This window comes from Pedococcus sp. NPDC057267 (assembly GCF_042668795.1).
Taxonomy (GTDB): Bacteria; Actinomycetota; Actinomycetes; order Actinomycetales; family Dermatophilaceae; genus Pedococcus.
The window spans coordinates 17,310-38,414 of record NZ_JBHUYG010000032.1; the positions used below are offsets into that span (position 1 = coordinate 17,310).

At 72.3% G+C, this 21,105-nt stretch carries 25 protein-coding genes; 18 read left to right on the forward strand and 7 right to left on the reverse strand.

The genetic code is table 11. The annotated features are described in order from the left end of the window. Positions 1-54: 54 nt before the first annotated feature. The 3 genes from ACFUC1_RS09115 to ACFUC1_RS09125 all read right to left on the reverse strand — a co-directional run bounded on the left by ACFUC1_RS09115 (position 55) and on the right by ACFUC1_RS09125 (position 1,499). Complete coding sequence (locus ACFUC1_RS09115) at positions 55-306, reverse strand: hypothetical protein (RefSeq protein WP_379118858.1); 252 nt, start codon at positions 304-306, stop codon at positions 55-57. Continuing rightward, a complete protein-coding gene (locus ACFUC1_RS09120) occupies positions 303-494 on the reverse strand; it encodes an SRPBCC family protein (protein ID WP_379118860.1) in 192 nt (63 codons plus the stop codon). Before ACFUC1_RS09120 ends, ACFUC1_RS09115 begins: the two co-directional genes overlap by 4 nt. 132 nt (positions 495-626) lie before the next feature. After that, entirely contained in the window at positions 627-1,499 is an 873-nt protein-coding gene (locus tag ACFUC1_RS09125; RefSeq protein ID WP_379118862.1) for a hypothetical protein, read from the reverse strand. A gap of 283 nt (positions 1,500-1,782) precedes the next feature. Here ACFUC1_RS09125 and ACFUC1_RS09130 point away from each other — a divergent pair, with 283 nt between their 5' ends. The 16 genes from ACFUC1_RS09130 (at position 1,783) to ACFUC1_RS09205 (ending at position 15,228) form a co-directional block, all read left to right on the forward strand. After that, positions 1,783-2,955, forward strand: a complete 1,173-nt coding sequence (locus ACFUC1_RS09130) for a calcium:proton antiporter (protein ID WP_379118864.1) — start codon at positions 1,783-1,785, stop codon at positions 2,953-2,955. Between the two features lie 64 nt (positions 2,956-3,019). Beyond that, positions 3,020-3,487, forward strand: coding sequence for a MarR family winged helix-turn-helix transcriptional regulator (locus tag ACFUC1_RS09135; protein WP_379118866.1), 468 nt, complete (start codon positions 3,020-3,022; stop codon positions 3,485-3,487). Beyond that, complete coding sequence (locus ACFUC1_RS09140) at positions 3,484-5,106, forward strand: chloride channel protein (protein WP_379118868.1); 1,623 nt, start codon at positions 3,484-3,486, stop codon at positions 5,104-5,106. Before ACFUC1_RS09135 ends, ACFUC1_RS09140 begins: the two co-directional genes overlap by 4 nt. A 118-nt stretch (positions 5,107-5,224) precedes the next feature. Continuing rightward, a complete protein-coding gene (locus tag ACFUC1_RS09145; protein ID WP_379118870.1) occupies positions 5,225-6,646 on the forward strand; it encodes a wax ester/triacylglycerol synthase family O-acyltransferase in 1,422 nt (473 codons plus the stop codon). A 74-nt stretch (positions 6,647-6,720) separates the two neighbouring features. Beyond that, the gene (locus tag ACFUC1_RS09150; RefSeq protein WP_379118872.1) at positions 6,721-7,338 is read left to right on the forward strand and encodes an N-acyl homoserine lactonase family protein; all 618 of its coding nucleotides are present in this window, start codon (positions 6,721-6,723) and stop codon (positions 7,336-7,338) included. A gap of 97 nt (positions 7,339-7,435) precedes the next feature. After that, on the forward strand, positions 7,436-7,645 hold the full coding sequence (locus ACFUC1_RS09155; RefSeq protein WP_379118874.1) for a DUF6582 domain-containing protein: 210 nt from the start codon (positions 7,436-7,438) through the stop codon (positions 7,643-7,645). Positions 7,646-7,910: 265 nt separating this feature from the next. After that, entirely contained in the window at positions 7,911-8,141 is a 231-nt protein-coding gene (locus ACFUC1_RS09160; protein ID WP_379118876.1) for a hypothetical protein, read from the forward strand. A gap of 55 nt (positions 8,142-8,196) precedes the next feature. Further along, positions 8,197-8,625 carry a hypothetical protein gene (locus ACFUC1_RS09165; protein WP_379118878.1) on the forward strand — a complete coding sequence of 143 codons (429 nt, stop codon included), beginning with the start codon at positions 8,197-8,199 and terminating at the stop codon, positions 8,623-8,625. A gap of 111 nt (positions 8,626-8,736) precedes the next feature. Then, the gene (locus ACFUC1_RS09170; protein ID WP_379118880.1) at positions 8,737-10,242 is read left to right on the forward strand and encodes a glycosyltransferase family 39 protein; all 1,506 of its coding nucleotides are present in this window, start codon (positions 8,737-8,739) and stop codon (positions 10,240-10,242) included. Positions 10,243-10,261: 19 nt separating this feature from the next. Continuing rightward, entirely contained in the window at positions 10,262-10,483 is a 222-nt protein-coding gene (locus ACFUC1_RS09175) for a DUF3046 domain-containing protein (RefSeq protein WP_379118882.1), read from the forward strand. Beyond that, positions 10,480-11,499: a nitronate monooxygenase gene (locus ACFUC1_RS09180; RefSeq protein WP_379118884.1), complete on the forward strand. Its 1,020-nt coding sequence runs from the start codon at positions 10,480-10,482 to the stop codon at positions 11,497-11,499. Before ACFUC1_RS09175 ends, ACFUC1_RS09180 begins: the two co-directional genes overlap by 4 nt. A gap of 124 nt (positions 11,500-11,623) precedes the next feature. Continuing rightward, a complete protein-coding gene (locus ACFUC1_RS09185; RefSeq protein ID WP_379118886.1) occupies positions 11,624-11,938 on the forward strand; it encodes a DUF1905 domain-containing protein in 315 nt (104 codons plus the stop codon). 135 nt (positions 11,939-12,073) lie between these two features. Continuing rightward, complete coding sequence (locus ACFUC1_RS09190) at positions 12,074-12,991, forward strand: ABC transporter ATP-binding protein (protein WP_379118907.1); 918 nt, start codon at positions 12,074-12,076, stop codon at positions 12,989-12,991. Further along, entirely contained in the window at positions 12,991-13,893 is a 903-nt protein-coding gene (locus tag ACFUC1_RS09195) for an ABC transporter permease (protein ID WP_379118888.1), read from the forward strand. Before ACFUC1_RS09190 ends, ACFUC1_RS09195 begins: the two co-directional genes overlap by 1 nt. Beyond that, complete coding sequence (locus ACFUC1_RS09200) at positions 13,890-14,747, forward strand: ABC transporter permease (RefSeq protein ID WP_379118890.1); 858 nt, start codon at positions 13,890-13,892, stop codon at positions 14,745-14,747. The genes ACFUC1_RS09195 and ACFUC1_RS09200 overlap by 4 nt, the downstream gene beginning before the upstream one ends. Positions 14,748-14,757: 10 nt before the next feature. Next, positions 14,758-15,228, forward strand: a complete 471-nt coding sequence (locus ACFUC1_RS09205) for a GNAT family N-acetyltransferase (RefSeq protein ID WP_379118892.1) — start codon at positions 14,758-14,760, stop codon at positions 15,226-15,228. A gap of 188 nt (positions 15,229-15,416) precedes the next feature. Here ACFUC1_RS09205 and ACFUC1_RS09210 read toward each other — a convergent pair whose 3' ends face one another. Genes ACFUC1_RS09210 through ACFUC1_RS09225 form a run of 4 tightly spaced genes read right to left on the reverse strand, consistent with a single transcriptional unit; the run spans position 15,417 to position 19,011 of the window. Further along, positions 15,417-16,580 (reverse strand): ABC transporter permease, encoded by a 1,164-nt coding sequence (locus ACFUC1_RS09210; RefSeq protein ID WP_379118894.1) that lies wholly within the window; start codon positions 16,578-16,580, stop codon positions 15,417-15,419. Continuing rightward, a complete protein-coding gene (locus ACFUC1_RS09215; RefSeq protein WP_379118896.1) occupies positions 16,577-17,743 on the reverse strand; it encodes an ABC transporter permease in 1,167 nt (388 codons plus the stop codon). Before ACFUC1_RS09215 ends, ACFUC1_RS09210 begins: the two co-directional genes overlap by 4 nt. A gap of 1 nt (position 17,744) precedes the next feature. Further along, positions 17,745-18,710 (reverse strand): ABC transporter ATP-binding protein, encoded by a 966-nt coding sequence (locus ACFUC1_RS09220; protein WP_379118898.1) that lies wholly within the window; start codon positions 18,708-18,710, stop codon positions 17,745-17,747. Between the two features lie 31 nt (positions 18,711-18,741). Then, positions 18,742-19,011, reverse strand: a complete 270-nt coding sequence (locus ACFUC1_RS09225) for a DUF1876 domain-containing protein (protein WP_379118900.1) — start codon at positions 19,009-19,011, stop codon at positions 18,742-18,744. A gap of 152 nt (positions 19,012-19,163) precedes the next feature. Between ACFUC1_RS09225 and ACFUC1_RS09230 the strand changes: the two genes are divergently transcribed. Together ACFUC1_RS09230 and recA are read left to right on the forward strand one after the other, a co-directional pair. Beyond that, entirely contained in the window at positions 19,164-19,550 is a 387-nt protein-coding gene (locus ACFUC1_RS09230; RefSeq protein ID WP_379118902.1) for a hypothetical protein, read from the forward strand. Positions 19,551-19,952: 402 nt separating this feature from the next. After that, entirely contained in the window at positions 19,953-21,023 is a 1,071-nt protein-coding gene (recA, locus tag ACFUC1_RS09235) for a recombinase RecA (RefSeq protein WP_379118904.1), read from the forward strand. The last annotated feature ends 82 nt before the right edge of the window (positions 21,024-21,105 follow it).

Sequence of the window (21,105 nt, forward strand, 5' to 3'; positions counted from 1 at the left end):
CCGCACTGGGGTGGATGCGGACACCGGCTGTCGGGGCAGGACGGGTTCTCCGGCTCAGCGCCCCCCGGACTCGATGAAGTGCTTGAGCCCCACCCAGTTCCGTCGCTCCCAGCGTGGTCCGACGAGTACGAGCGCGGGGGACAGCAGCCGCATCGGGCCGACCAGTCGCATGTCCCAGTCCCAGTGCAGCCGGGTGCCGCCACCCGCGGCCTCGAAGGTCAGGTCGCCGTCGACCTGCACGTACGACGAGCTCACGCGGTGGTGCAGGCGGCGCGGGCGGTCGTACTCGAGCACGTCCACGGTCATCGTCCCGCCCGCCCGATTCCCCGAGGGGTGGCGAGGAACCGTGACCCGGGCCCGACGGGTCCGTCGCCCAGCTGCTCGGCGCGCGCGATGCGCGGGTTGTACGCCGGCTCGTTGCGTTCGTCGGCGACGAGGTCGAAGACCTCCTCGACCGGCGCGTCGATCGTGACGCCTCCACGGATGCGGGCCATGACGACACCCCCCCCCGGTGGGCAGAACGGCTCCACCGGCGACCCTCCCAGCAAGCCGGGCGGCAGGGCAGGGACCTTCGTCCGCGTTCGCGCCGGCCCCGTCTCCGGGGGGGAGACGGGGCCGGCGGACGGTCAGGAGCGCCGGACGTCGTCGGGGTTCCAGGCGACGGTCGAGTCGTCCTCGTACTGGTGGTTGCCGCCCTGGGGCGAGAACGTCGGGTCCTCGACGACACCCGTCGCCGTGGACGGGGCCTGCGAGCCGTTGCCGCTGGGGCGGGCGCGCTCGGCCATCTCCCGCACCTGCTCACGGGCCGAGGGGGCCCGCTCGGCCTCGGCGCGGACCTTGCGCGTCTCGGTCGACAGCGTGTCGAGGTACTGCTCCCAGCGGGACTGCATCGGGCGGACGAGGCCCCCGCCCACACCCACGACGAGGATGCCGGCGACGGTGCCCAGGACCGCGATCAGCACGGGCATGGTCACGGTCGTGGCGATCCCCACCTGGTTGAGGGCCGCGATGATGCCCAGCCCGATGATGAAGAAGGCGGCGGTGTTGGCCAGCGCGCGGCCGTAGGACAGGCTGCTCAGGGTGTTGCCCACGATGTCGCGGACCGCGGCGCCGATGGCTGCGGCGACGACGACGATGATGATGGCGACGATCGCCTTGGGCAGGAACGCGATGACACCGGTCAGCAGCTCGCTAATCGGGTTGGGCCCGAAGACCCCGAAGGCCATCTGGAGCACGAACAGCACGAGTGCGTAGTAGATGAGCTTGCCGACGATGGCCGACGCGTCGTACGTGCTGCGCTCCAGGGCGCGGCGTATGCCGCCTCGCTCGACCGCGCGGTCGAACCCGACGCGTTCGAGCACCTTGTCGACGGCCCTGCCGATGGCCTTCGCAACGAACAGCCCGATGATGAGGATCAGCAGGAACGCGACGAGTTTCGGCACGAAGGTTGCGACGGCGCTGAGTCCGTCGCCGATCGCGTTCTGGAGTCGATCGGTCATGATTTCTGCCCCTTTCGGTGGACTGCGCCTCTGTACCCACCGCTCCGCGGGGCAAACACGGGGGCGGAAGCCCTCCCGCGACCCGGGTCGCGTCAGGACCGGGCGCGCACGGCCTGCCGTCGTTCGAATCGCGGTGACACCACCCGGCTGCCACCATGTCCGGGACCCGGAGGTGACGGCACGCGGGCCCCGGCGCCCGGCCCGTGGCCCGTGGAGCACCGGCGCGAGGAGGGTGGCACGTGACGACGACGAGGTGTCCCCACACGGCGTCAGGAGGGCGGGGGTGAGGACGAGACTCGGTCCGTGGCGCGTGCTGGACGTGTTGGTCGTCGCGCTGCCGGCCGCCGTCCTCGCCGACGTGGTCGGCCTCGGGGCGCCGGTGCTGTTCGTGCTGTCCGCGCTGGCGGTCATCCCGCTCGCCGGGCTGGTGGGCCGCTCGACCGAGGTCCTGGCAGAGCGCGTCGGCGGGAGCAAGGGTGCCCTGCTCAACGCGACCTTCGGCAACGTCGCCGAGCTGCTCATCGCCGCGCTCCTCGTGGTGAACGGCGAGATCCCCGTCCTCAAGGCATCGATCACCGGCTCGATCATCGGCAACCTGCTCCTGCTGCTCGGCGTCTCGATGGTGGTCGCAGCGCACGACAAGAGCGAGGTGCCGATCACGGTGACCTCGCGCGTGCAGGCCACGATGCTGTTCCTGGCCATGGGGATCCTGCTGCTGCCGACGGTCTTCTCGTTCCGGCCGGAGAGCTCCACCGCCCGGCTCGACGAGGTCAGCGGTCTCGTGGCCCTGATCCTCTTCGCGGTCTACGCGCTGTCGATGCTGTTCATGCTCCGGACCAACCGGCACCAGTTCCAGGAGGACGGTGAGGGTTCCGGCGGCGAGGGGTCAGATGGCAGGGGTTCCGGCGGCGACGGGGCGGGCGTCGAGGAGGAGCAGGCGGGCGGGAAGGAGCAGGCCGGCGAGGCTGCCGAGGACGGGCGCCCGACGTGGTCGGTCAAGGGTGCTGTCGTCGTCCTGGCCGTGGCCACCGCGCTCGTGGCGGTGGCGGCGGAGATGGTCGCCGGCAGCGTCGAGGAGGCGGGGTCGGCGCTGGGGCTGCACAGCGGCTTCATCGGCTTCGTGATCCTGCCGCTGGTGGGCAACGCCGCCGAGCAGTTCAGCGCGCTCGGCCTGGCCGCCAAGGACCGGCTCGGCGTCGCCAGTGAGATCGCCGTCGGGGCGAGCATGCAGCTCGCGATGTTCGTCGTCCCGATCCTCGTCCTGCTGGGCCTGGTGACCGGGAACCCGTTCGACCTGGCGTTCAGCCCGCTCGAGCTCAGCGCCCTGATCATCGGCACGCTGCTCACCCGCCACCTGCTGGACGACGGCAAGGCCAACTGGCTCGAGGGCGTCATGCTGCTCGGCCTCTACCTGGCCTTCGCGGGCGCCGTCTTCTTCGCCGACCTCAGCGGCTGACTGTCCCTGTCCGGAAGGCGGACCGGCGTCAGGGGAAAGAGTTGTCGCATGCAAGACTTGTCGAGTGCAAGAGAATCAGCCCATTTCCACCACGGTCGACGCGCTGCAGCAGGTCACGCGCGACCTGCTCGGCCTCGCTGTGCGCAGCGTCGACGAGGTCGGCGAGGTCTCGCTGCCCCAGATGCGGCTGCTCTTCGCGCTGCGGGACGAAGGTGAGGCGTCGTGCACCCATCTGGCGCGCGTGCTCGCCGTGAGCGGCTCGTCGGTCACCCGTCTCGCCGACCGGCTCGTAGAGTCCGGCCACGTGTCCCGGGCCGGCGACCCGGGGAGCCGCAGTCGCGTCCTCCTCGCGCTCACCGACCACGGTGAGGAGGTCATCGACGCGGTGCTGGCGTGGCGGTCCCGCGAGCTCAGCCGCGCGCTGGTCAGCCTCGAGCGGCCCGCCCTCGCCTTCCTCGCCGACAGCCTCACCGTGCTGCACCACGCCCTGCGGCGGGACCACGACGACCTGACGGGGCCGGTGCCGCTGTGAACGGGGGCAAGCAGGTCGAGCTCGGGGACTTCAACGTGCAGCCACGGATGCTGCTCATCACCCTCTGGGCGCTGCCCGTGGGAGCCCTCGGCGCCGGCGCGGCATACGTTCTCCTCAAGCTCATCGGACTGACGACCAACATCGTCTTCTACCAGCGGTTCGAGACCTCTCTCGTCGCCCCCGGCGCGGTGCACCACCCCTGGCTGCTCGTGCTGCTGGCGCCCGTGGTCGGCGGCCTGGTGATCGGGCTCATGGCCCGCTTCGGGTCGGAGAAGATCCGCGGGCACGGCATGCCGGAGGCGATCGAGTCCATCCTCATCGGCGGCAGCCGGATCGAGCCGAAGGTCGCTGTCCTCAAACCGATCTCCGCCGCGATCAGCATCGGCTCCGGAGGACCCTTCGGCGCCGAGGGCCCGATCATCATGACCGGGGGAGCGATCGGCTCGATCCTCGCCCAGCACCTGCGGCTCACCGCGGACGAGCGCAAGACGCTTCTCGTGGCCGGGGCCGCGGCGGGGATGGCGGCCACGTTCAACTCGCCGCTCGCCGCGATCCTGCTCGCCGTAGAGCTGCTGCTGTTCGAGTGGCGGCCGCGCAGCTTCGTGCCGGTGGTCGCAGCGGTCGCCGTCGCTACGGTCGTGCGCGGACCGCTGATCGGCTTGGGCGCGATCTTCCCGGTCCCGGACGCGAACGTGCACATCGCCTGGACGGCGGACACCCTCAGCGTCCTCGTCGGGCTGAGCGGTGCGTTCGTTGCCGTGGGCGCTACGTGGCTGGTCTACTTCGCGGAGGACCTGTTCCGGCGGCTGCCGATCCACTGGATGTGGTGGCCGGCGCTCGGGGGCCTCGTCATCGGCCTCGGTGGGCTCGTGGAGCCCCGCGCCCTCGGGGTCGGCTACGACGTCATCGACCAGCTGCTCACCGGTCGGGCCACCACTGGACTCATCGTAAGCATCCTCGTGGTCAAGACCCTCATCTGGTCCCTGTCGCTGGGCTCAGGAACCTCAGGTGGCGTCCTTGCCCCGGTCTTCATGATCGGTGGCGCCCTCGGGGCGGCCCTCGGCCTCGTCCTGCCCGGGGTCTTTCCCGGATTCTGGGCAATGCTCGGCCTGGCGGCCGTCGTGGGCGGGGTGATGCGCTCGCCGCTCACCGGCGTCGTCTTCACCCTCGAGCTCACCCACGCCTGGGACGCGTTGCTGCCGCTGCTCATCGCCTCGTCGGCGGCGTATGCCGTGTCGGTGCTCGTGCTCCAGCGCTCCGTGCTCACGGAGAAGATCGCCCGTCGCGGGCTGCACCTCACCCGCGACTACTCGACCGACCCGCTGGAGACGTTCTTCGCGGCGGACGCGATGCAGACCAGCCTGGAAGCCATGGCCCGCGCGCAGCGACTCGCGACAGACGGCGCCCACCACGTCGTGGGGCAGGGCGACACCCTGCGGCACGTCGCCTACGTGTTCGCCGAGCACGGCCACGACGGCGCTGCCGTCCTCGACGAGCACGACACCGTGGTCGGGTACATCGACGTGCAGTCGCTTCTCGCCGCGCGGAGGCACGACCTCACCGAGGCGACCGAGCGCGAGAAGGTGTTTACCCGGCCCCTGGGGCTCGGCCGGCGCTGAGAAGACCGGATCTCGCGGGAGGACCATCGTCCCTAGGCCGCCCGCTGTACCGGTCGGAGGCTGGCGAGGTCCGAGCCGGGGCGTGCGCCCCGGACAAGCGCCGCACGCGGGAGCCACCATGGCCGGGAGCACGCGCAGGCGGACCGAGCCGGTGGACGCGATCTGGCTCAGCATGGACCGCCCGAGCAACCGCATGGTCATCGTCACGCTCATGTTCCTCGCGTCCCCGCCGGACTGGGACGAGGTGGTCCGGATCGTCCGCACCCGGGTGCTGGACCGCTACCCCGTGTTCCACCAGCACCCTGTCGCCCCGCCGCTCGGTGTCGGGCTGCCCCGCTGGGAGGACGACCCGGCCTTCGACCTGGACCGCCACGTCACCCGGATGACACTGGCCGAGCCGGGTGACGACGCAGCGCTGCAGTCCCACGTCGAGGAGTACCTCCACCTGTCCTTCGACCCCCGCCACCCCCTGTGGGAGGTGCAGCTCATCGACGGCCACGGTGACGGGGCGGTGGTGTTCGGCCGGATCCACCACGCGATGGCCGACGGCATCTCGTTGGCACGGGTGCTTCTGTCGATGACCGACGCGGTGGGGAGTCGCCGCGGGCGCAGGGGGCGTGTGCGCGCACCGGCTCCCGAGCGGGAGGCCGCCCGGGACGAGTCACCTCCGGAGGCCGCCGACGGGAGGGCCGGCGGCCTGGGTGGCAGTGTGGTGGCTGGGGCCGCGCTGGTCCGCGACGGCTTGGGCCAGGTCGTCCGCCTGGGCACGCCCTCCGGCGGAATGGCCTTGGTGCAGAGCGGGATCCTCGCGGCCGAGGTCGCTGCCCAGCTCCTGCTCACCCACACGCGGGCGAGCCCGCTCGGCGGTGAGCCCTCGGCATACAAGCGCGTCGTGTGGACGCGACCACTGCCCCTGGACGCGCTCAAGGAGGTGGCGCACCTCGAGGGCGGGACGCTCAACGACGTCCTAATGGGTGCCATGGCGGGGGCGCTGTGCCGCTACCAGCAGGGGCACGGCGCTAGCCCGGTGGACCTCGTGACGATGGTGCCGGTGAACCTGCGCCCCCTGGACAGGCCGCTGCCGTCCACCCTCGGCAACCGGTTCGCCCTGGTCTTCTTCACCTACCCCAGCGGCACCACGCAGCCACTGGCGCGCCTGGCCGAGACCAAGCGTCGGATGGACTGGCTCAAGCGGTCGCCCGAGGCGCCGATGACGTTCGCGCTCATGGGGCTCATCGCGCGGACCGTGCCACCGGTGGAGCGCGCGCTGGTGGACTTTTTCGCGAACAAGGCGATCGGTGTGACGACGAACGTCGCAGGCCCGCGCTCGCCGCGCCTGCTCGGCGGGGTGCCCGTGACCGGTGTGCTCGGCTGGGTGCCGGGGTCGGGGCACCACACGCTCGGGACGTGCATCTTCACGTATGCCGGGACCGTCCGGGTCGGCCTCATGGCCGACGCCGGTGTCGTCCACGACCCGGAGGAGCTGCTCGCCGCGTTCGAGGACGAGGTGGCCGCGCTGGTGCGCCTTGCCGACCGATGAGTCCTGTCGGCAGTCGGTGTCATAGTTCTGTCCCCCACCGCAGAGGGCGCCAGGCGCCCAGGGAAGCGAGCGTCATGGCCACCACAGTCACCCCCGTCCTCGTCGCCGAGCTGCTCGCCGAGGGCGACCGCATGCCGGTGTACGTCCACGTGATCGACCACCCCGATGGCCGCGTGCTCGTCGACACGGGACTGACCCAGCTGCACCCCGCGGTGGCAGACATGGACCCCCGCATCATGCCGCTGGACAGGCAGGACGGCGTCGACGTCGACAGCATCGACCTCGTGGTGAACACGCACCTGCACTACGACCACTGCGGGGGCAACCACCTCTTCGCGGGCACGCCGGTCCACGTCCAGCGCCGCGAGCTCGAGGACGCGCTGGGGCCGGAGGAGTACACGATCCGGGAGTGGGTGGACGCGCCCGGAGTGGAGTACGTGCCCGTCGACGGAGCTCTCGAGCTGCTGCCCGGCATTCGTCTCGTCCCGGCACCGGGCCACACCCCCGGGTCGCAGGTCGTCCTCGTGGACACGGCCGACGGCCTCGTCGTCATCGCCGGCGACACGGCGGTGTTCTTCGACGAGCTGGACGAGCCACGCACCGAGGGCCAGCGGCTGATCCGCACCCTCGACCCCACACACGTGTGGCTGTCACACACGCACGAGCCCTGGCGGCCCGGACGAGGTGCCTAGAGTCCGCGCATCTCCGCCGACGCACGGCGGGGTGGGACGGTTCAGGGGACGCCTGAGCGGGTAAGACCGGACGCCCCCCGAAGGAGAGGAGACCCCAGTGTCGAAGGACCTCAGCAACAGCAGGAACCGCGACAGGCTCGCGAAGTCGTCGTTCGCGTTGCCCGACGAGGAGAAGTACCCGATCCCCGACATCGAGCACGCCCGCAACGCCCTGGCCCGGGTGGCCCAGCACGGGTCCGAGGCCGAGAAGAAGAAGGTCCGGGCGGCGGTCGAGAAGAAGTACCCGAGCCTGAAGAAGGACGACTGAGTTCAGGAGCAAGCGTGTCCGGTGTGCGGCTGCGTGACCACAGCACGTGGGACCTGGTGCTCGCGGCCCTTACGGTGTCAGCGACGGCGACGATCGCGGGCTCAGAGGCGGTTCGCCGTGTCGCCGCGCGGTGCTCGGGCCGGGGAGGGGATCGTTCACCGGTCGATCCCCACGCGACGAGCGGGGCCCAACGACCCTGACACTGCGACGCGGGCACCGGCGACCCTTGATGCATGAGAAGGAACCTGGACACGGTGCGCCGCGAATGGGCGGCCCGGCTGCGGTGGCGGGGCTGTTCCACCCGCATGCGGCCGGCTACCTCATCCTCACCGTGACCGTGGTACCCCTCCTGCTGGCGGCGGTGGGCGCGGGTTCCAACTTCGTCGAGCCCCTGACGGTGGGCCTGCTGCTCGTGCCCCTCGTCGGCTCGGGAGTCCTCTTCCTGCTGTCCGCCCGGCACCCGGGTCGAGCCCACCCCCTCCTGAAGGTCTCCTGAACCGCGCAGCTACGGTGCTGGAGAAGAACTCAGGACTCGGGTGGAGGGATCTCCGGTGGGTGCAGGGGTTGCCGCAGCGGTGACGTTCGTGTGGTTGGGCATGGTGCTGGGCATCTCCTTCCTGGAGGCGCCGCTCAAGTTCCGAGCCCCGGGTCTCACGCTCCCGGTCGGGCTGGGCATCGGTCGCCTCGTGTTCCGCGCGCTCAACCTCGTCGAGGCCGGGCTGCTCGTGGTGGCGGTCGTGGCCGCCGCCGTCGCGGGCGCGTCCACGACCGCCTGGGTGCTCGTCGTCGTGGCGGCGGTCGTGCTGGCGGTGCAGCTGCTGGCGGTGCGTCCTGCGCTCAACCGCCGCACCGACGCGGTCCTGGCAGCCGCCGACCCCGCCGAGGTCCCGCGATCGCGCGCCCACTTCGCCTACGTGGGCCTCGAGCTCGTCAAGGTGGTCGTGCTCATCGCGTTGGGTGCCGCCCTCCTGGCCAGCTGAGCCACCGGCCGGTCGCCGCGCGGTCCGGCCACCGCGACGCCTCACCCGGGACCTGAGCCGGATCGAGGGAACTCGCTCGACACGGCACCAGCAGGACGACACCCTGTGCCCATGACGGCAGTGGGGGAGAGCCAGCACGCGCCCGCCCGCCTCGAGGGCCGATGGAGCCGCCACCCCGTCTGGTGGCCCGCTGTCCTCGGGGCCGCGCTCGCCCAGGTGGTCGTCCTCACCCTCGGCTCCACCGGCTACGGCTACCACCGCGACGAGCTCTACTTCCGGATGCTGCCGCGGGCATGGGGCTACGTCGACCAACCCCCGCTCACGCCGCTCCTCGCGCACCTGACCACGCACCTCGCCGACGCCACGTGGGCCCTGCGCATCCCGGCGACGCTCGCTGCCGCGGCCTCGGTCGTCCTCATCGTGCTCATCACCCGCGAGCTCGGCGGCGGCCGAGGGGCGCAAGCGCTCGCCGCCTGGGGCTACGCCTTCGCCGCCATCCCGCTCATGCTCGGCCACCTCCTGCTCACCTCGACCGTCGACCTGCCGCTGCTCGCCCTCCTGGTGCTCGCGGTGCTGCGCGTGACCCGTGGCGACCCGCGCTGGTGGCTGGCCGCAGGTGCAGTCGCGGGCCTCACGACGTACAACCGCCTGCTGGTCTCCGTCGTGGTCGCCGCCCTCGGCGTCGGGATCCTCGCGCTCGGACCACGCCGGTCGATGCGGACGCGCTGGCTCCTCGGCGGGGCGGTCGTCGGCCTCGTGCTGTCGCTGCCGAACCTGCTCTACCAGGCGACCCACGGCTGGCCGCAGCTCGCCATGGGCCGCGCACTCGCCGACAACAACGCCGCCGACGTCCGCAGCAGCCTGCCGCTCCTCCTGCTCGTGATGCTGGGGCCGCCGCTGGTCGTGGTGTGGGTGGCCGGGCTGGTCTGGCTGCTGCGTCGACCCCAGCGCGCAAAGGCCGGCTACCTGGCAGTGGCGTGCCTGCTCCTCATCGCCTTCACGTGGGTCTCCGGGGCCCAGCCCCAGTACCCGGCGCACCTGCTCTCGGTCGCGTATGCCGCGGGCTGCGTCCCCGTCGCCCGCTGGCTGGGCCGCCGCCGATGGGCGGCCGTGACCGCGGGCGTCCTCGTCGCGGTCAACGCCGCCGTCTCCGTCGTGCTCGCGCTGCCGGTGGTGCCGGTGCGCTCCGTCGGCTCGACCCCGGTCGCCGACATCAGTCCGCTGGTGGCCGACCAGGTCGGCTGGCCGCGCTACGTCGCCCAGGTGGCCGCGGCATACCGGACCGCACCGGGCGGCCCGACGCAGGTGGTCACGTCCAACTACGGCGAGGCCGGCGCGATCGCCCGCTACGGGCGGTCGCTGGGCCTGCCACGCCCGCTCAGCGGCCAGAACGCCCTGGCCGACGTGGCCCGTCCACCTGACGGCACGCGCACCGTCCTCGTCGTCGGGTACCAGCTCGACCGCGTGCGGGCCTTCTTCGCGTCCTGCCGGGTCCTCGACCGGCTCGACAACGGGGTCGGCGTCGACAGCGAGGAGCAGGGCGCACCCGTCGCGGTGTGCACCGGACCGCGCCGGCCGTGGGCGACGCTCTGGCAGCGGTTCCACCACCTCGACTGAGCGTGCCTAGACTCCAGTGGTGCGGTTGAGCCACTTCTGGGAGCTGATGAACGACGAGTTCGGCGAGGCGTACGCCTCCTCGCTGGCCCGCAGCCACACCCTGCACGCCCTGGGTGACCAGACCGTGCAGCAGGCTCTCGACGCCGGCGAGTCCCCCCGCCGGGTGTGGCTCGCGCTCTGCGACGACATGGACGTGCCGGAGTCGCGACGCCTCGGCGTGGAGCGGAAGCCCGCGAGGTGACCCGGCTCGACTGGAGCCACCACCCTGTCGTGGTCGCCCCCATGGCCGGCGGCCCCACCACCGTCGAGCTCGCTGTCGCCGCAGCGCGCGGCGGTGCGTTTCCCGTCCTCGCCGGTGCCTACCTGTCGCCGGAGCGCCTGCGCGACGACGTCGCCGCGTTCCGCGCCGCGTCGTCGGCACCGTTCGGCGTCAACGTGTTCGTCCCGTCGCCCGACCCGCCGTCCGTCGCCGCGGACGTGATGGCGTATGCCGAGCTGCTGGCACCGTGGGCCGCTGCGGCGGGCGTCGACCTGGGCGAGGCCCGCTGGGACGACGATGCCTACGCCGCCAAGGTCGATGCGCTCGTCGAGGCGGCGCCGCCCTTCGTGTCCTTCTCGTTCGGCTGGCCGTCGGCGGAGGACGTCGCCCGCCTGCACGCCGTCGGCACCGACGTCTGGTGCACGGTCAACGAGCCCGAGGAGGCGGACTGGGCGACCGAGATCGGGGCCGACGGGCTCGTTGCGCAGGGGTGGGAGGCCGGCGCCCACCGTGGCGGGCCGGTCGACAGCGGTCGCGAGCAGCCGGCCACGCTGGACCTCGTCGCGGCCCTGCGCTCGCGCACCGACCTGCCGGTGATGGCGTCCGGCGGGTTCGCGACCGGCGCCGACGGTGCTGCGGCGCTGGCGTCAGGGGCGAGCGCCGTGGCCTACGGCACGGCGTTCCTGCTCTGCCCCGAGGCCGGCACCTCGCCCGTGCACCGTCATGCCCTGGTCCACCGCCGGGGCACCACGGTGACGCGGGCCTACACGGGTCGCAGCGCCCGCGCGCTGGTCACGAGCTGGACCGAGCTGTACGGCGAGGCCGCGCCCGCGGCATACCCGCACGTGCACCACCTCACCGCACCGCTGCGGGCGCACGGCAGGTCGACCGGTGAGGGCGAGCTCGTGAACCTCTGGGCGGGCACGGGCCACGACCGGGCGCGCGAGCTGCCGGCCGAGGACCTCGCCCGCACCCTGCTCGCCGAGCTGAGGGCCTGAGCGGCTCCGGCGTCGGACCCCCGCAGGCGGATCCCGCCGTCCGGGCGCTCGACGTCGGGTCCCACGCCGTCGGGCCCCACGCTGTCGGGCCCCACGGTCGGTGGTCGGGGCTAGCGTCGTCCCCGTGGACGGGACCGGGCGGCACAGCTGGGAGGTCACGGCACCGCTGTGGCTGTGGGGGAGCAACGAGTCGTGGCACTTCCTCACCGTGCCCGAGGAGACGAGCGACGAGATCGCCGACCTCGCCGAGGGACGCGCGGGCGGGTTCGGCTCCGTCCGGGTGGAGGTGACGTGCGGTGCGACGACCTGGCTCACGTCGTTGTTCCCCAGCAAGGAGCAGGCCGGGTACATCCTGCCCGTGAAGGCGGCCGTGCGCCGGGCCGAGGGGCTGGCGGCAGGGGAGCCGGCGACGGTCCGCATCAGGGCGGTGCACCTGTGAGTCGGCCGGCGAGTCGGTCGGTGAGTCGGCTGGCGAAAAGCAGGCGAGGGCTGTCGGCGCCAGTGGGTAGCGTGGGTCAACGTGTCCTCCGCACCCGCCCCCACCACGTCCACCGCACCGGCTGCCGCCGACGAGATCCTGCTCAGCGCCACGGGGCTGACCAAGACCTTCGGTGAGTTCACGGCCGTCGACGGCATCGACTTCTCGGTGCGCAAGGGGGAGTGCTTCGGGTTCCTCGGGCCCAACGGCGCGGGCAAGTCCTCGACGATGCGGATGGTCGGCTGCGTCTCGCCCGTCAGCGGCGGGGACCTGCGGCTGTTCGGCCTCGACCCGGCCACGGACGGTCCCGCGATCCGCGCCCGGCTCGGCAGCTGCCCCCAGCGCGACACCCTCGACGAGGAGCTCACGGTCGAGGAGAACCTCTGGGTCTACGGCCGCTACTTCGGCCTGTCGCGCAAGGAGGTGCGGTCCCGTGCGGCCGAGCTGCTCGACTTCGCCCAGCTGACCGAGCGCGCCAAGGACAAGGTCGAGCCGCTCTCCGGCGGCATGAAGCGCCGCCTCACGATCGCCCGCTCGCTCATCAACAGCCCTGAGATCCTGCTGCTCGACGAGCCGACCACCGGACTCGACCCGCAGGCGCGACACGTGTTGTGGGACAGGCTGTTCCGGCTCAAGCGCTCGGGCGTCACCCTGGTCCTGACCACGCACTACATGGACGAGGCGGAGCAGCTCTGCGACCGGCTCGTCGTCATGGACCACGGCCGGATCGTGGCCGAGGGGTCGCCGCGCTCGCTCATCGACGACTACTCCACCCGCGAGGTCCTCGAGCTGCGGTTCGACGCCGAGGAGCAGGGGCACTTCGCCGAGCAGGTCTCCGGCGTCGCCGAGCGGGTCGAGGTGCTGCCCGACCGGCTGCTGCTCTACACAGAGGACGGCGACGAGACCATGGCCAAGGTCCACGCCCGCGGGGTCGAGCCGCTGTCGTCGCTGGTGCGCCGCTCCACCCTCGAGGACGTGTTCCTCCACCTCACCGGCCGGACGCTGGTCGACTGATGTCCGTCACCCACTCCCAGCCCTCGGCCCCGCAGCCCCCGCCCGGCCCGGGCGACGCCGGCCACGGCCCTGCCGACGCCTCGACCGCCGCCGGTAGCCGGGCCGCGCACGGGGTCCGCGCCCCGATGTCCGGGGGAGAGCGGCTGCTCGCCGTCCTCGGCTACCACGCGACCGTCTACCGCCGCACCTGGCGCGGCTCGGTCATCACGCGGGTGCTCTCGCCGGTCCTGTTCCTGCTGGCGATGGGTGTCGGCCTCGGCTCGCTCGTCGACTCGCGCGCCGGCGGTGTCAACGGCATGCCCTACCTGCACTTCGTGGTGCCGGCCATCGTCGCCGCCCAGTCGATGTGGGTCGCGTGGGGCGAGTCGAGCTACCAGGTGCTCGGCTACATCAAGTGGAACATGGGCTACCACGCCCAGCTCGCGACCCCGCTGCGCGTGCGCGACGTGCTGGCCGGCCACTTCACGATGGTCGCGCTGCACCTGGTGATGGCGACCTCGATCTTCATGGTGATCGCAGCGCTGTTCGGCGGCTTCGACTCGTGGTGGGCGGTGCTGTGCCTGCCGATCGCCGTGCTCACCGGGCTGGCGTTCTCGACGCCGATGTTCGCCTTCACCGCCACGCAGGAGGGCGACAACGGGTTCAACATCCTCTACCGCTGGATCATCACCCCGCTGATGCTCTTCTCCGGCACGTTCTTCCCGGTCGACCAGCTCCCGCCCTGGATGCAGCCCGTCGCCTGGGTGACCCCGCTGTGGCACGGCGTGGCCGCCGCCCGGTCGGTGTCGGTCGGGGACGTGTCCGTCCTGCCCTTCCTGGGCCACCTGCTCGTGCTCGCCCTGTATGCCGTGGTGGGCGCGTCGCTCGCGCACCGCACCTTCACCAGGAGGCTGGAACCGTGAGCGCGACCCCGACGACGCCGACCCGCCCGGGGAGCCCGTCCCGCCCGACGGCCACGACCCGGCTGGCGCGCGCCGTGCCGGTGCCGGCCGGTGCTGGGCTCGCGCGGATGCTGGTCGAGCGCAACGTCACCTCCTTCCGGCACGGGTGGATCGCGCTCGTCACCGGGTTCGCGGAGCCGGTGTTCTACCTGTTCTCGCTCGGCGTGGGCATCGGCGCGCTCGTCAAGACCGTGACGACCGACAGCGGCATGGTCGTCACCTACCCCCAGTTCGTGGCGCCGGCCCTGCTGGCCGCGTCGGCGATGAACGGTGCCGTGTTCGACTCGACGTTCAACGTCTTCTTCAAGCTCAAGTACGCCAAGCTCTACGACGCCGTGCTCGCCACCCCGATGGGTCCGCGCGACATCGCCGTGGGCGAGATCTCGTGGTCGCTGATCCGTGGCGGCCTGTACTCGCTCGCGTTCCTCGTCGTGGCACTCCTCGCGGGTGCGGTGCACTCGTGGTGGGCGCTGCTCGCGGTGCCTGCGGCGGTGTTCATCGGCTTCGCGTTCGCCGCGCTCGGGATGTTCGCCACGACCTTCATGCGGTCGTGGGTCGACTTCGACTACGTCACCCTCGCGATCCAGCCGATGTTCCTGTTCTCGGCGACGTTCTTCCCGCTGGCGACCTACCCCGACGCGCTGCAGTGGCTGGTCCGCGCGACGCCGCTGTACCACGGGGTCGCGCTGGAGCGGGCGCTCATGCTCGGCGACATGGGCTGGGGCGTGCTGGGCCACGTTGTCTACCTCGTCGTCCTCGGCCTCGTGGGCGTCCTGGGGGCGGCTCGTCGCCTCGAGCGGCTGCTGCTCTCGTAGCCTCGTCGGTATGCCGCACGAGCTCGACACCCCGTCCCCGCCCGAGCCACCGGTCCGGGTGGCGACGTTCGAGCAGCTCGACGTGCACACGGCATACCGGCTGTGGGCGTTGCGCTCGCAGGTCTTCGTCGTCGAGCAGGACTGCCCCTACCTCGACCTCGACGGGCGCGACGCCGAGCCCTCCGCCCGGCACCTGTGGGTCGAGGTCGACGGGTTGCCCGTGTCGACGCTCCGGCTCCTCGAGGACGACGGCGGCCGTGCGCTGCGGATCGGTCGGGTCGCCACGGCCGAGTCGGCGCGCGGAACCGGTCTGGCCGCTGCGCTGCTGCGTGCCGCGCTGGGCCTGGCGGGGGAGCGGGACGTCGTGCTCGACGCGCAGTCGCACCTGGCCGACTGGTACGCCGGGTTCGGCTTCGCACCCGACGGCCGCGGCTTCGTCGAGGACGGCATCCCGCACACACCCATGCGCCGCCGCGGCTGACACCGGAGGCTGGCCCCGCGGCACCACCTCCGGGCCCCACGCCGGCGATGGTGCCCGCTCGTCTGCTCACAGACCTCGGTACCAGTGCGCAGAGAGCGGATCCGTGCTCACCCACACGCTCGTCTGCGCACAGACCTGCGGATGCCGTGCCGGGCGGCGGCGCCCGCTCGTCTGCGCACAGAGCCCGGTCAGCCGGTGACGAGGGAGCGGCGCAGGCGCAGCGTCGCCGTCCCGAGCAGCAGCACGGCGAACCCGGCCAGCACCGCCAGCGGCCCCAGGATGTCGCCCACCCCGCCGCCACGCGAGAGCAGCGTCACCCAGGCGTCGACGGCCCAGGCGTGGGGCGTCAGGTGCCCGGCTGCCCGCACCCCGGCCGGCACGATCTCCAGGGGCCACATGCAACCACCCAGCATCCCGAAGGCGATCCCGACCGCGGGCCCGATCGCGCTCGCCTGCTCGGGGGTGTGGAACAGGGTGCCGCTCACGAGCCCGGCGCCGGTGCCGACGAGGCACCACACGCCGATGAGCAGGGCCGCCGCCAGCGGGTTGCCCCACCCGACTCCGAAGACGACCGCGCCGACGACCACGATGAGCGCCGCCTGGGCGGCGGCGAGCGCAAGGTAGCAGAGCCCTTCGCCCAGCACGAGGTCCCGCGGCCGGACCGGGGCGGCCAGCGCCCGGGAGAAGATGCCGAACCGGCGCGTCTGGATGATCGCAGCACCACCCGCCGTGGCGTTGATGAAGACGAAGAGCACCAGCATGGTCGGCGCGCTGTAGCTGAAGCCGAGCGGCAGGTAGCTGCTCGCGCTGTCGACGACGACGGTGCTCACCCCCGCCACCGGCGCCTCGCGCTGCAGCGCGACGGCCCGCGCGCGATTCTGCGCGAACGTCCCGCCGACGCGTTCGGTGGCGAACGCCGCAGCCTGCACCGTGGCTGCCTGGCGGGCGACCACGGACCTGATGGTCGTCAGCGTCGAGCCGCCCGACCCGACCGCGCCGGTGGTCAGCACCGGAAGCACCACCGACCGCCCTGCCTCCAGCGTGGTGGAGAAGTCCGACGGCACGAGGACCACGGCCGTGACCTCACCGGACCGCAGCCGCTGCACGCCCGACGCCCGGTCCGCCACCCGCACGACCTGCAGGCCGGGGGCGGCGTCCAGCTCGGTGACGAGCGCGTTCGCCATGGTGCTGCGGTCGCCCTGCACCACGGCGACCCGCTCCTGCGCGAAGCCCGACGTCGTCACCCCGATGAGCAGGATCACCATGAACGGCAGGAACAGCACCAAGAACAGGAACGTGCGGTCGCGTGCCGCACGCCGCAGCTCGGTCCAGGCCAGGACGAGGGCCGTCATCGCGCCAGCACCCGACCGCGCAGCAGGAAGGCGACCAGGGCCGTCCCTGCGGCGAACGCCAGCACGGCCAGCAACGGCACCACCGCCGCCGTCCAGGACGCCCCGCCCGAGAGGTCGGTGAACGCGCGCAGGGCCCATCCGTTCGGGGTGAGGCGCGACAGCGTGCGGACCGCGTCCGGCGCCTGCGAGATGAAGACGAAGTTGCCGCCGAGCAGCACCAGCCCGAACGTGATGATCGAGGCGATGCCCTCGGCCTGCCGCTCGGTACGTGCCAGCGTGATGACGAGGGCCGTGAGGCCGACGAGGGTCAGCGCCAGGGCGAGGACGAGCGCGACGACGACGGGTGGCGGCCCCCAGTCGGCCCCGAACGCCAGCGAGCTCACGAGGGCCACCGTGCCCAAGCTGGCGGCGCCGTAGACGAACGTCGCAAGCGACTTGCCGACGAGTACCGCGCCCATCCCCAGGGGTGCCACGGCCAGCCTCTCCAGCGTCCCACCGCTGCGTTCGAGGAACCAGCCGCGAGACCCGAACCCGATCGCGAAGAACATGAAGAAGGTGCCCATGGCCGGTGCGTAGTAGCTGACCGCGGTGAGCGTCTTGGCCCCGGACGCCCGGGGCTGCGCCTGCGCCGGCAGCTCCCTGGTCGAGGCCTGCGCGGCGAGCGCCGCGACCGCGCTCGGTGGGGCTCCCGCCGCCACGGCAGTGCGCACCGACAGCTGCACCCCCTCGAGGTGCGCGGTGAACGACTGGGCGAGCGCCCGCGCCACCTGCGCGGCGACGGTGGCGTCCACGCTGGCCAGCACGGTGATGGGCCGGCTGCGGCCGGCGGTGACCGCGTCCGAGAAGCCGGCGGGGATGACGTATGCCGCGCCGAGCGTGCCGTCGGCGACCTTCGCCCGGGCGTCGTCAGTGCCCGACACGGTCCGCACGGTCAGCAGGCCGTGCAGGTCGGGGCTGCTCAGGAACTGGGCGAAGCCGGCGGCGATGGCGCCGTGGTCCTCGTCCACCACCGCCACCGACGTGTGGAACGCCTGCGCACCCCCGAACGCGAGGCTGATGAGCGCCGCCACCATCAGCGGGGCCGCGAACCCCAGCACCCACACGGACCGGTCCCGCAGGCGCTGCCGCAGGTCCTTGAGCGCGATGGCCACGACGGGGTGCACGTCACTCCCTCAGGGCGGTGCCGGTCAGGTGCAGGAAGACGGCCTCGAGGTCGGGCTCGACCACCTCGACCGAGCGCACTGCCGCGCCCGCGCTGGTCGCCGCGGCCAGCACGCTGGGCAGGCGCAGGCGGCCCTCACGCGCCAACAGCTCCACCGTGGAGTCGGAGACGTCGACGCGGTCGATCCCGTCCATCGACCGGCAGGTCTCCGCGAAGCTGGAGAGTGACCCGCTGGCCGACAACAGGATCCGGTCGCGTTCCCCCACGCGGGCGACGAGCTCGCGGCGCGTGCCCTCGGCGACGAGGCGTCCGCGGTCGATGATGCCGACGCGGTCGCAGAGCCGCTCCGCCTCCTCCATGTAGTGGGTCGTGTAGAGCACCGCGAGACCGGAGGAGCCGAGGGCGCGGATGCTCTCCATGATCGCGTGGCGGCTCTGCGGGTCGACACCGACCGTCGGCTCGTCGAGGACGAGCAGCTCGGGCCGGTGCAGCAGGCTCGCGCCGATGTTGAGCCGGCGCCGCATACCGCCGCTGTAGGACTCGACCCGGTCCTCGCCCCGGTCGCGCAGGTCCACCAGGTCGAGCACCTCGTCCACGCGGGTGCGCAGCGTCGAGCCCGACAGGCGGTAGAGCCGGCCGAAGAAGGCGAGGTTCTCCCGGGCGGTGAGGTCGGGGTAGAGCGACACGTCCTGCGGTACGTACCCGATCCGGGCCTTGGCGCGGGTCGCGCCGGCGCTGACCGGGATGCCCGCCACCTCGACCGACCCCGCGTCGGGGGTGAGCAGCCCGCAGACGAGCCGGATCGTCGTGGTCTTGCCCGCCCCGTTGGGACCGAGCAGGCCGTAGGCCTCGCCCGGTGCGATGTGGAACGAGACGTCGTCCACGGCCACGCGCTCGCCGAAGCGGCGCGTCAGGTGCCGGGCGACGAGGACGTGGTCGTGCACGAGGGTGGTGGCCGGGGCGCTCATGTCGGCAACGGGCTGGTGGGTCGGAGGCGCGTCAGCGGCGCAGCGTCACGGGGTGGTGCAGCGACGCGGCGATGTCGTCCGCCGTGCTCTGCAGGAGCTCGTGGGCCAGCTCGGAGAGCGCCCGCGACACGGCGAGCTCCTCGCCGATCTGCGGCACCTCCGGGTCCCTGGGGTTGCGGTCGGCCCACCCGATGCCGCGCAGGTGGGTGCTGCCCTCCTTGTGCAGGCGGACCTCGGCGCGGGTGCGTCCGTCGTGCTCGTCGAGGGAGATCGAGATCTTCCAGGTGGCGTCGTGCGTCATGGCGTCCTCCTCCGTGCGGGCTCACGCCCACGCTCCACCGGGCGCCGGTCGCCCACCCGGGTCCGAAGTCCCTGTTCCGGGTCGGGGGCGGCTCCCAGCATGGAAGCGGTGCCGGGGACCGGCGCCGCGCCGAACGGGAGAGGAACGAGGACATGACTGCGGAGAAGGACGACCGCACGACCAAGGGCGCGACCACGGGCACGACCAGGGACGAGGCGGCGACCCGCGAGCGGATCGACGCGCTGCAGGCGGAGATCGTCGGCCTGCGGGTGGAGCTGGCCCGCGCCCGGATCGAGCAGTGGGCCGGCCGGCTCGACGATCTCGAGCTGCAGTACCACCTCGGGCGGATGGAGGCGGACGAGCGGCTGTCGGCAGCGCTCGCCGACGTCCGGCACCGGATCGCCACGGCGCGGGCACGGGCGGAGAGCCGGGGCGAGGCCGCGGAGGAGGCGGTCGAGGCCGTGACGTCCGGCGTCGAGCACGCGTTCGACGACCTGCGCCAGGCCATGGTCCGGGCCAGGGACGCCGTCACCCACTGAGGTGGCGGTAGGGGGGAGCGCGGCCGGCACGTGGGGTTCGTCGGGGGGCGACCGGCGCGCCGGCCGCGCGGTTCCTCGCGCCCGGACGTCTGCTCACAGACGCGCGTGTCAGTGCGCAGGGATCTGCTCCCTGCGCAGTGACACGCAGATCTGCGCGCAGACCGGCGTGTCGGTCCCTCGGTACGCGACTTTCGAACACGTGTTCGGTAGGTTTCTCCACAGGTGGCGTCCCGCCAGACCGACCGTCCACAGGCCCGCACTCGGCCTCGCGACGGCTGTCGGTGCCGACACCTAGCGTCTGACCCGAACGCAGGAGAGTGCGAGGCCAACCAGAGCCCAGGCTGCAGCAGGGTCGACGGCAGGCGCGCCCGACACGAGACGAAAGAAGGAAGCGTGGCGAAGATGGCCGCACCGACCAACCCCTCAGCAGTCGCACTGGACCAGAAGTCCAGGTCGCTCGACACCGTCATGGGCCAGATCGAGAAGAACTTCGGCAAGGGCGCGGTCATGCGCCTCGGCGACGACGTCCGGCCCCCCATCGAGGTCATCCCCACGGGGTCGATCTCCCTCGACGTCGCGCTCGGCATCGGCGGGCTGCCGCGCGGCCGCGTCGTCGAGATCTACGGCCCGGAGTCCTCCGGTAAGACGACCGTCGCCCTGCACGCCGTGGCCAACGCCCAGCGCAACGGCGGCATCGCGGCGTTCATCGACGCCGAGCACGCGCTCGACCCCGAGTACGCCAAGAAGCTCGGCGTCGACACCGACGCCCTGCTCGTGTCCCAGCCCGACACCGGTGAGCAGGCGCTGGAGATCGCGGACATGCTGATCCGGTCCGGCGCGCTCGACATCATCGTCATCGACTCGGTGGCGGCGCTCGTGCCCCGCGCCGAGATCGAGGGTGAGATGGGCGACAGCCACGTGGGCCTCCAGGCCCGCCTCATGTCGCAGGCGCTGCGCAAGATCACTGGTGCGCTCAACACCACCGGGACGACCGCGATCTTCATCAACCAGCTCCGCGAGAAGATCGGTGTCATGTTCGGATCGCCGGAGACGACGACCGGTGGCAAGGCGCTGAAGTTCTACGCCTCGGTCCGCCTCGACGTCCGTCGCATCGAGACCCTCAAGGACGGCAGCGACCCGGTCGGCAACCGCACCCGCGTCAAGGTCGTCAAGAACAAGGTGTCCCCGCCGTTCAAGCAGGCCGAGTTCGACATCCTCTACGGCCAGGGCATCTCGCGTGAGGGCGGCCTCATCGACATGGGGGTCGAGCACGGGTTCGTCCGCAAGTCCGGCGCCTGGTACACCTACGACGGCGACCAGCTGGGGCAGGGCAAGGAGAACGCCCGCAACTTCCTCAAGGACAACCCCGACCTCGCCAACGAGATCGAGAAGAAGATCAAGGAGAAGCTGGGTGTCGGCCCGCAGGTGGACAAGCCGGCCGAGTCGGTGCCCGAGGTCCCGGTCGAGTTCTGACCGGACCCAGCCTGACCGCTCCCGTGGTCCCCGCTCATGACTGACAAGCGCGCTGCGGCCTGGGCTGCCCTCGAGGCAGCCC

Excerpts from the sequence above, each read along its gene's own strand:
- ACFUC1_RS09120 (WP_379118860.1), bottom strand. The coding sequence starts at position 494 with ATGGCCCGCATCCGTGGAGGCGTCACGATCGACGCGCCGGTCGAGGAG.
- ACFUC1_RS09225 (WP_379118900.1), bottom strand. The coding sequence starts at position 19,011 with ATGACGCACGACGCCACCTGGAAGATCTCGATCTCCCTCGACGAGCAC.
- ACFUC1_RS09150 (WP_379118872.1), top strand. The coding sequence starts at position 6,721 with ATGGCCACCACAGTCACCCCCGTCCTCGTCGCCGAGCTGCTCGCCGAG.
- ACFUC1_RS09125 (WP_379118862.1), bottom strand. The coding sequence starts at position 1,499 with ATGACCGATCGACTCCAGAACGCGATCGGCGACGGACTCAGCGCCGTC.
- ACFUC1_RS09115 (WP_379118858.1), bottom strand. The coding sequence starts at position 306 with ATGACCGTGGACGTGCTCGAGTACGACCGCCCGCGCCGCCTGCACCAC.
- ACFUC1_RS09170 (WP_379118880.1), top strand. The coding sequence starts at position 8,737 with ATGACGGCAGTGGGGGAGAGCCAGCACGCGCCCGCCCGCCTCGAGGGC.
- ACFUC1_RS09230 (WP_379118902.1), top strand. The coding sequence starts at position 19,164 with ATGACTGCGGAGAAGGACGACCGCACGACCAAGGGCGCGACCACGGGC.
- recA (WP_379118904.1), top strand. The coding sequence starts at position 19,953 with ATGGCCGCACCGACCAACCCCTCAGCAGTCGCACTGGACCAGAAGTCC.
- ACFUC1_RS09220 (WP_379118898.1), bottom strand. The coding sequence starts at position 18,710 with ATGAGCGCCCCGGCCACCACCCTCGTGCACGACCACGTCCTCGTCGCC.
- ACFUC1_RS09145 (WP_379118870.1), top strand. The coding sequence starts at position 5,225 with ATGGCCGGGAGCACGCGCAGGCGGACCGAGCCGGTGGACGCGATCTGG.
- ACFUC1_RS09160 (WP_379118876.1), top strand. The coding sequence starts at position 7,911 with ATGGGCGGCCCGGCTGCGGTGGCGGGGCTGTTCCACCCGCATGCGGCC.
- ACFUC1_RS09195 (WP_379118888.1), top strand. The coding sequence starts at position 12,991 with ATGTCCGTCACCCACTCCCAGCCCTCGGCCCCGCAGCCCCCGCCCGGC.
- ACFUC1_RS09210 (WP_379118894.1), bottom strand. The coding sequence starts at position 16,580 with ATGACGGCCCTCGTCCTGGCCTGGACCGAGCTGCGGCGTGCGGCACGC.
- ACFUC1_RS09205 (WP_379118892.1), top strand. The coding sequence starts at position 14,758 with ATGCCGCACGAGCTCGACACCCCGTCCCCGCCCGAGCCACCGGTCCGG.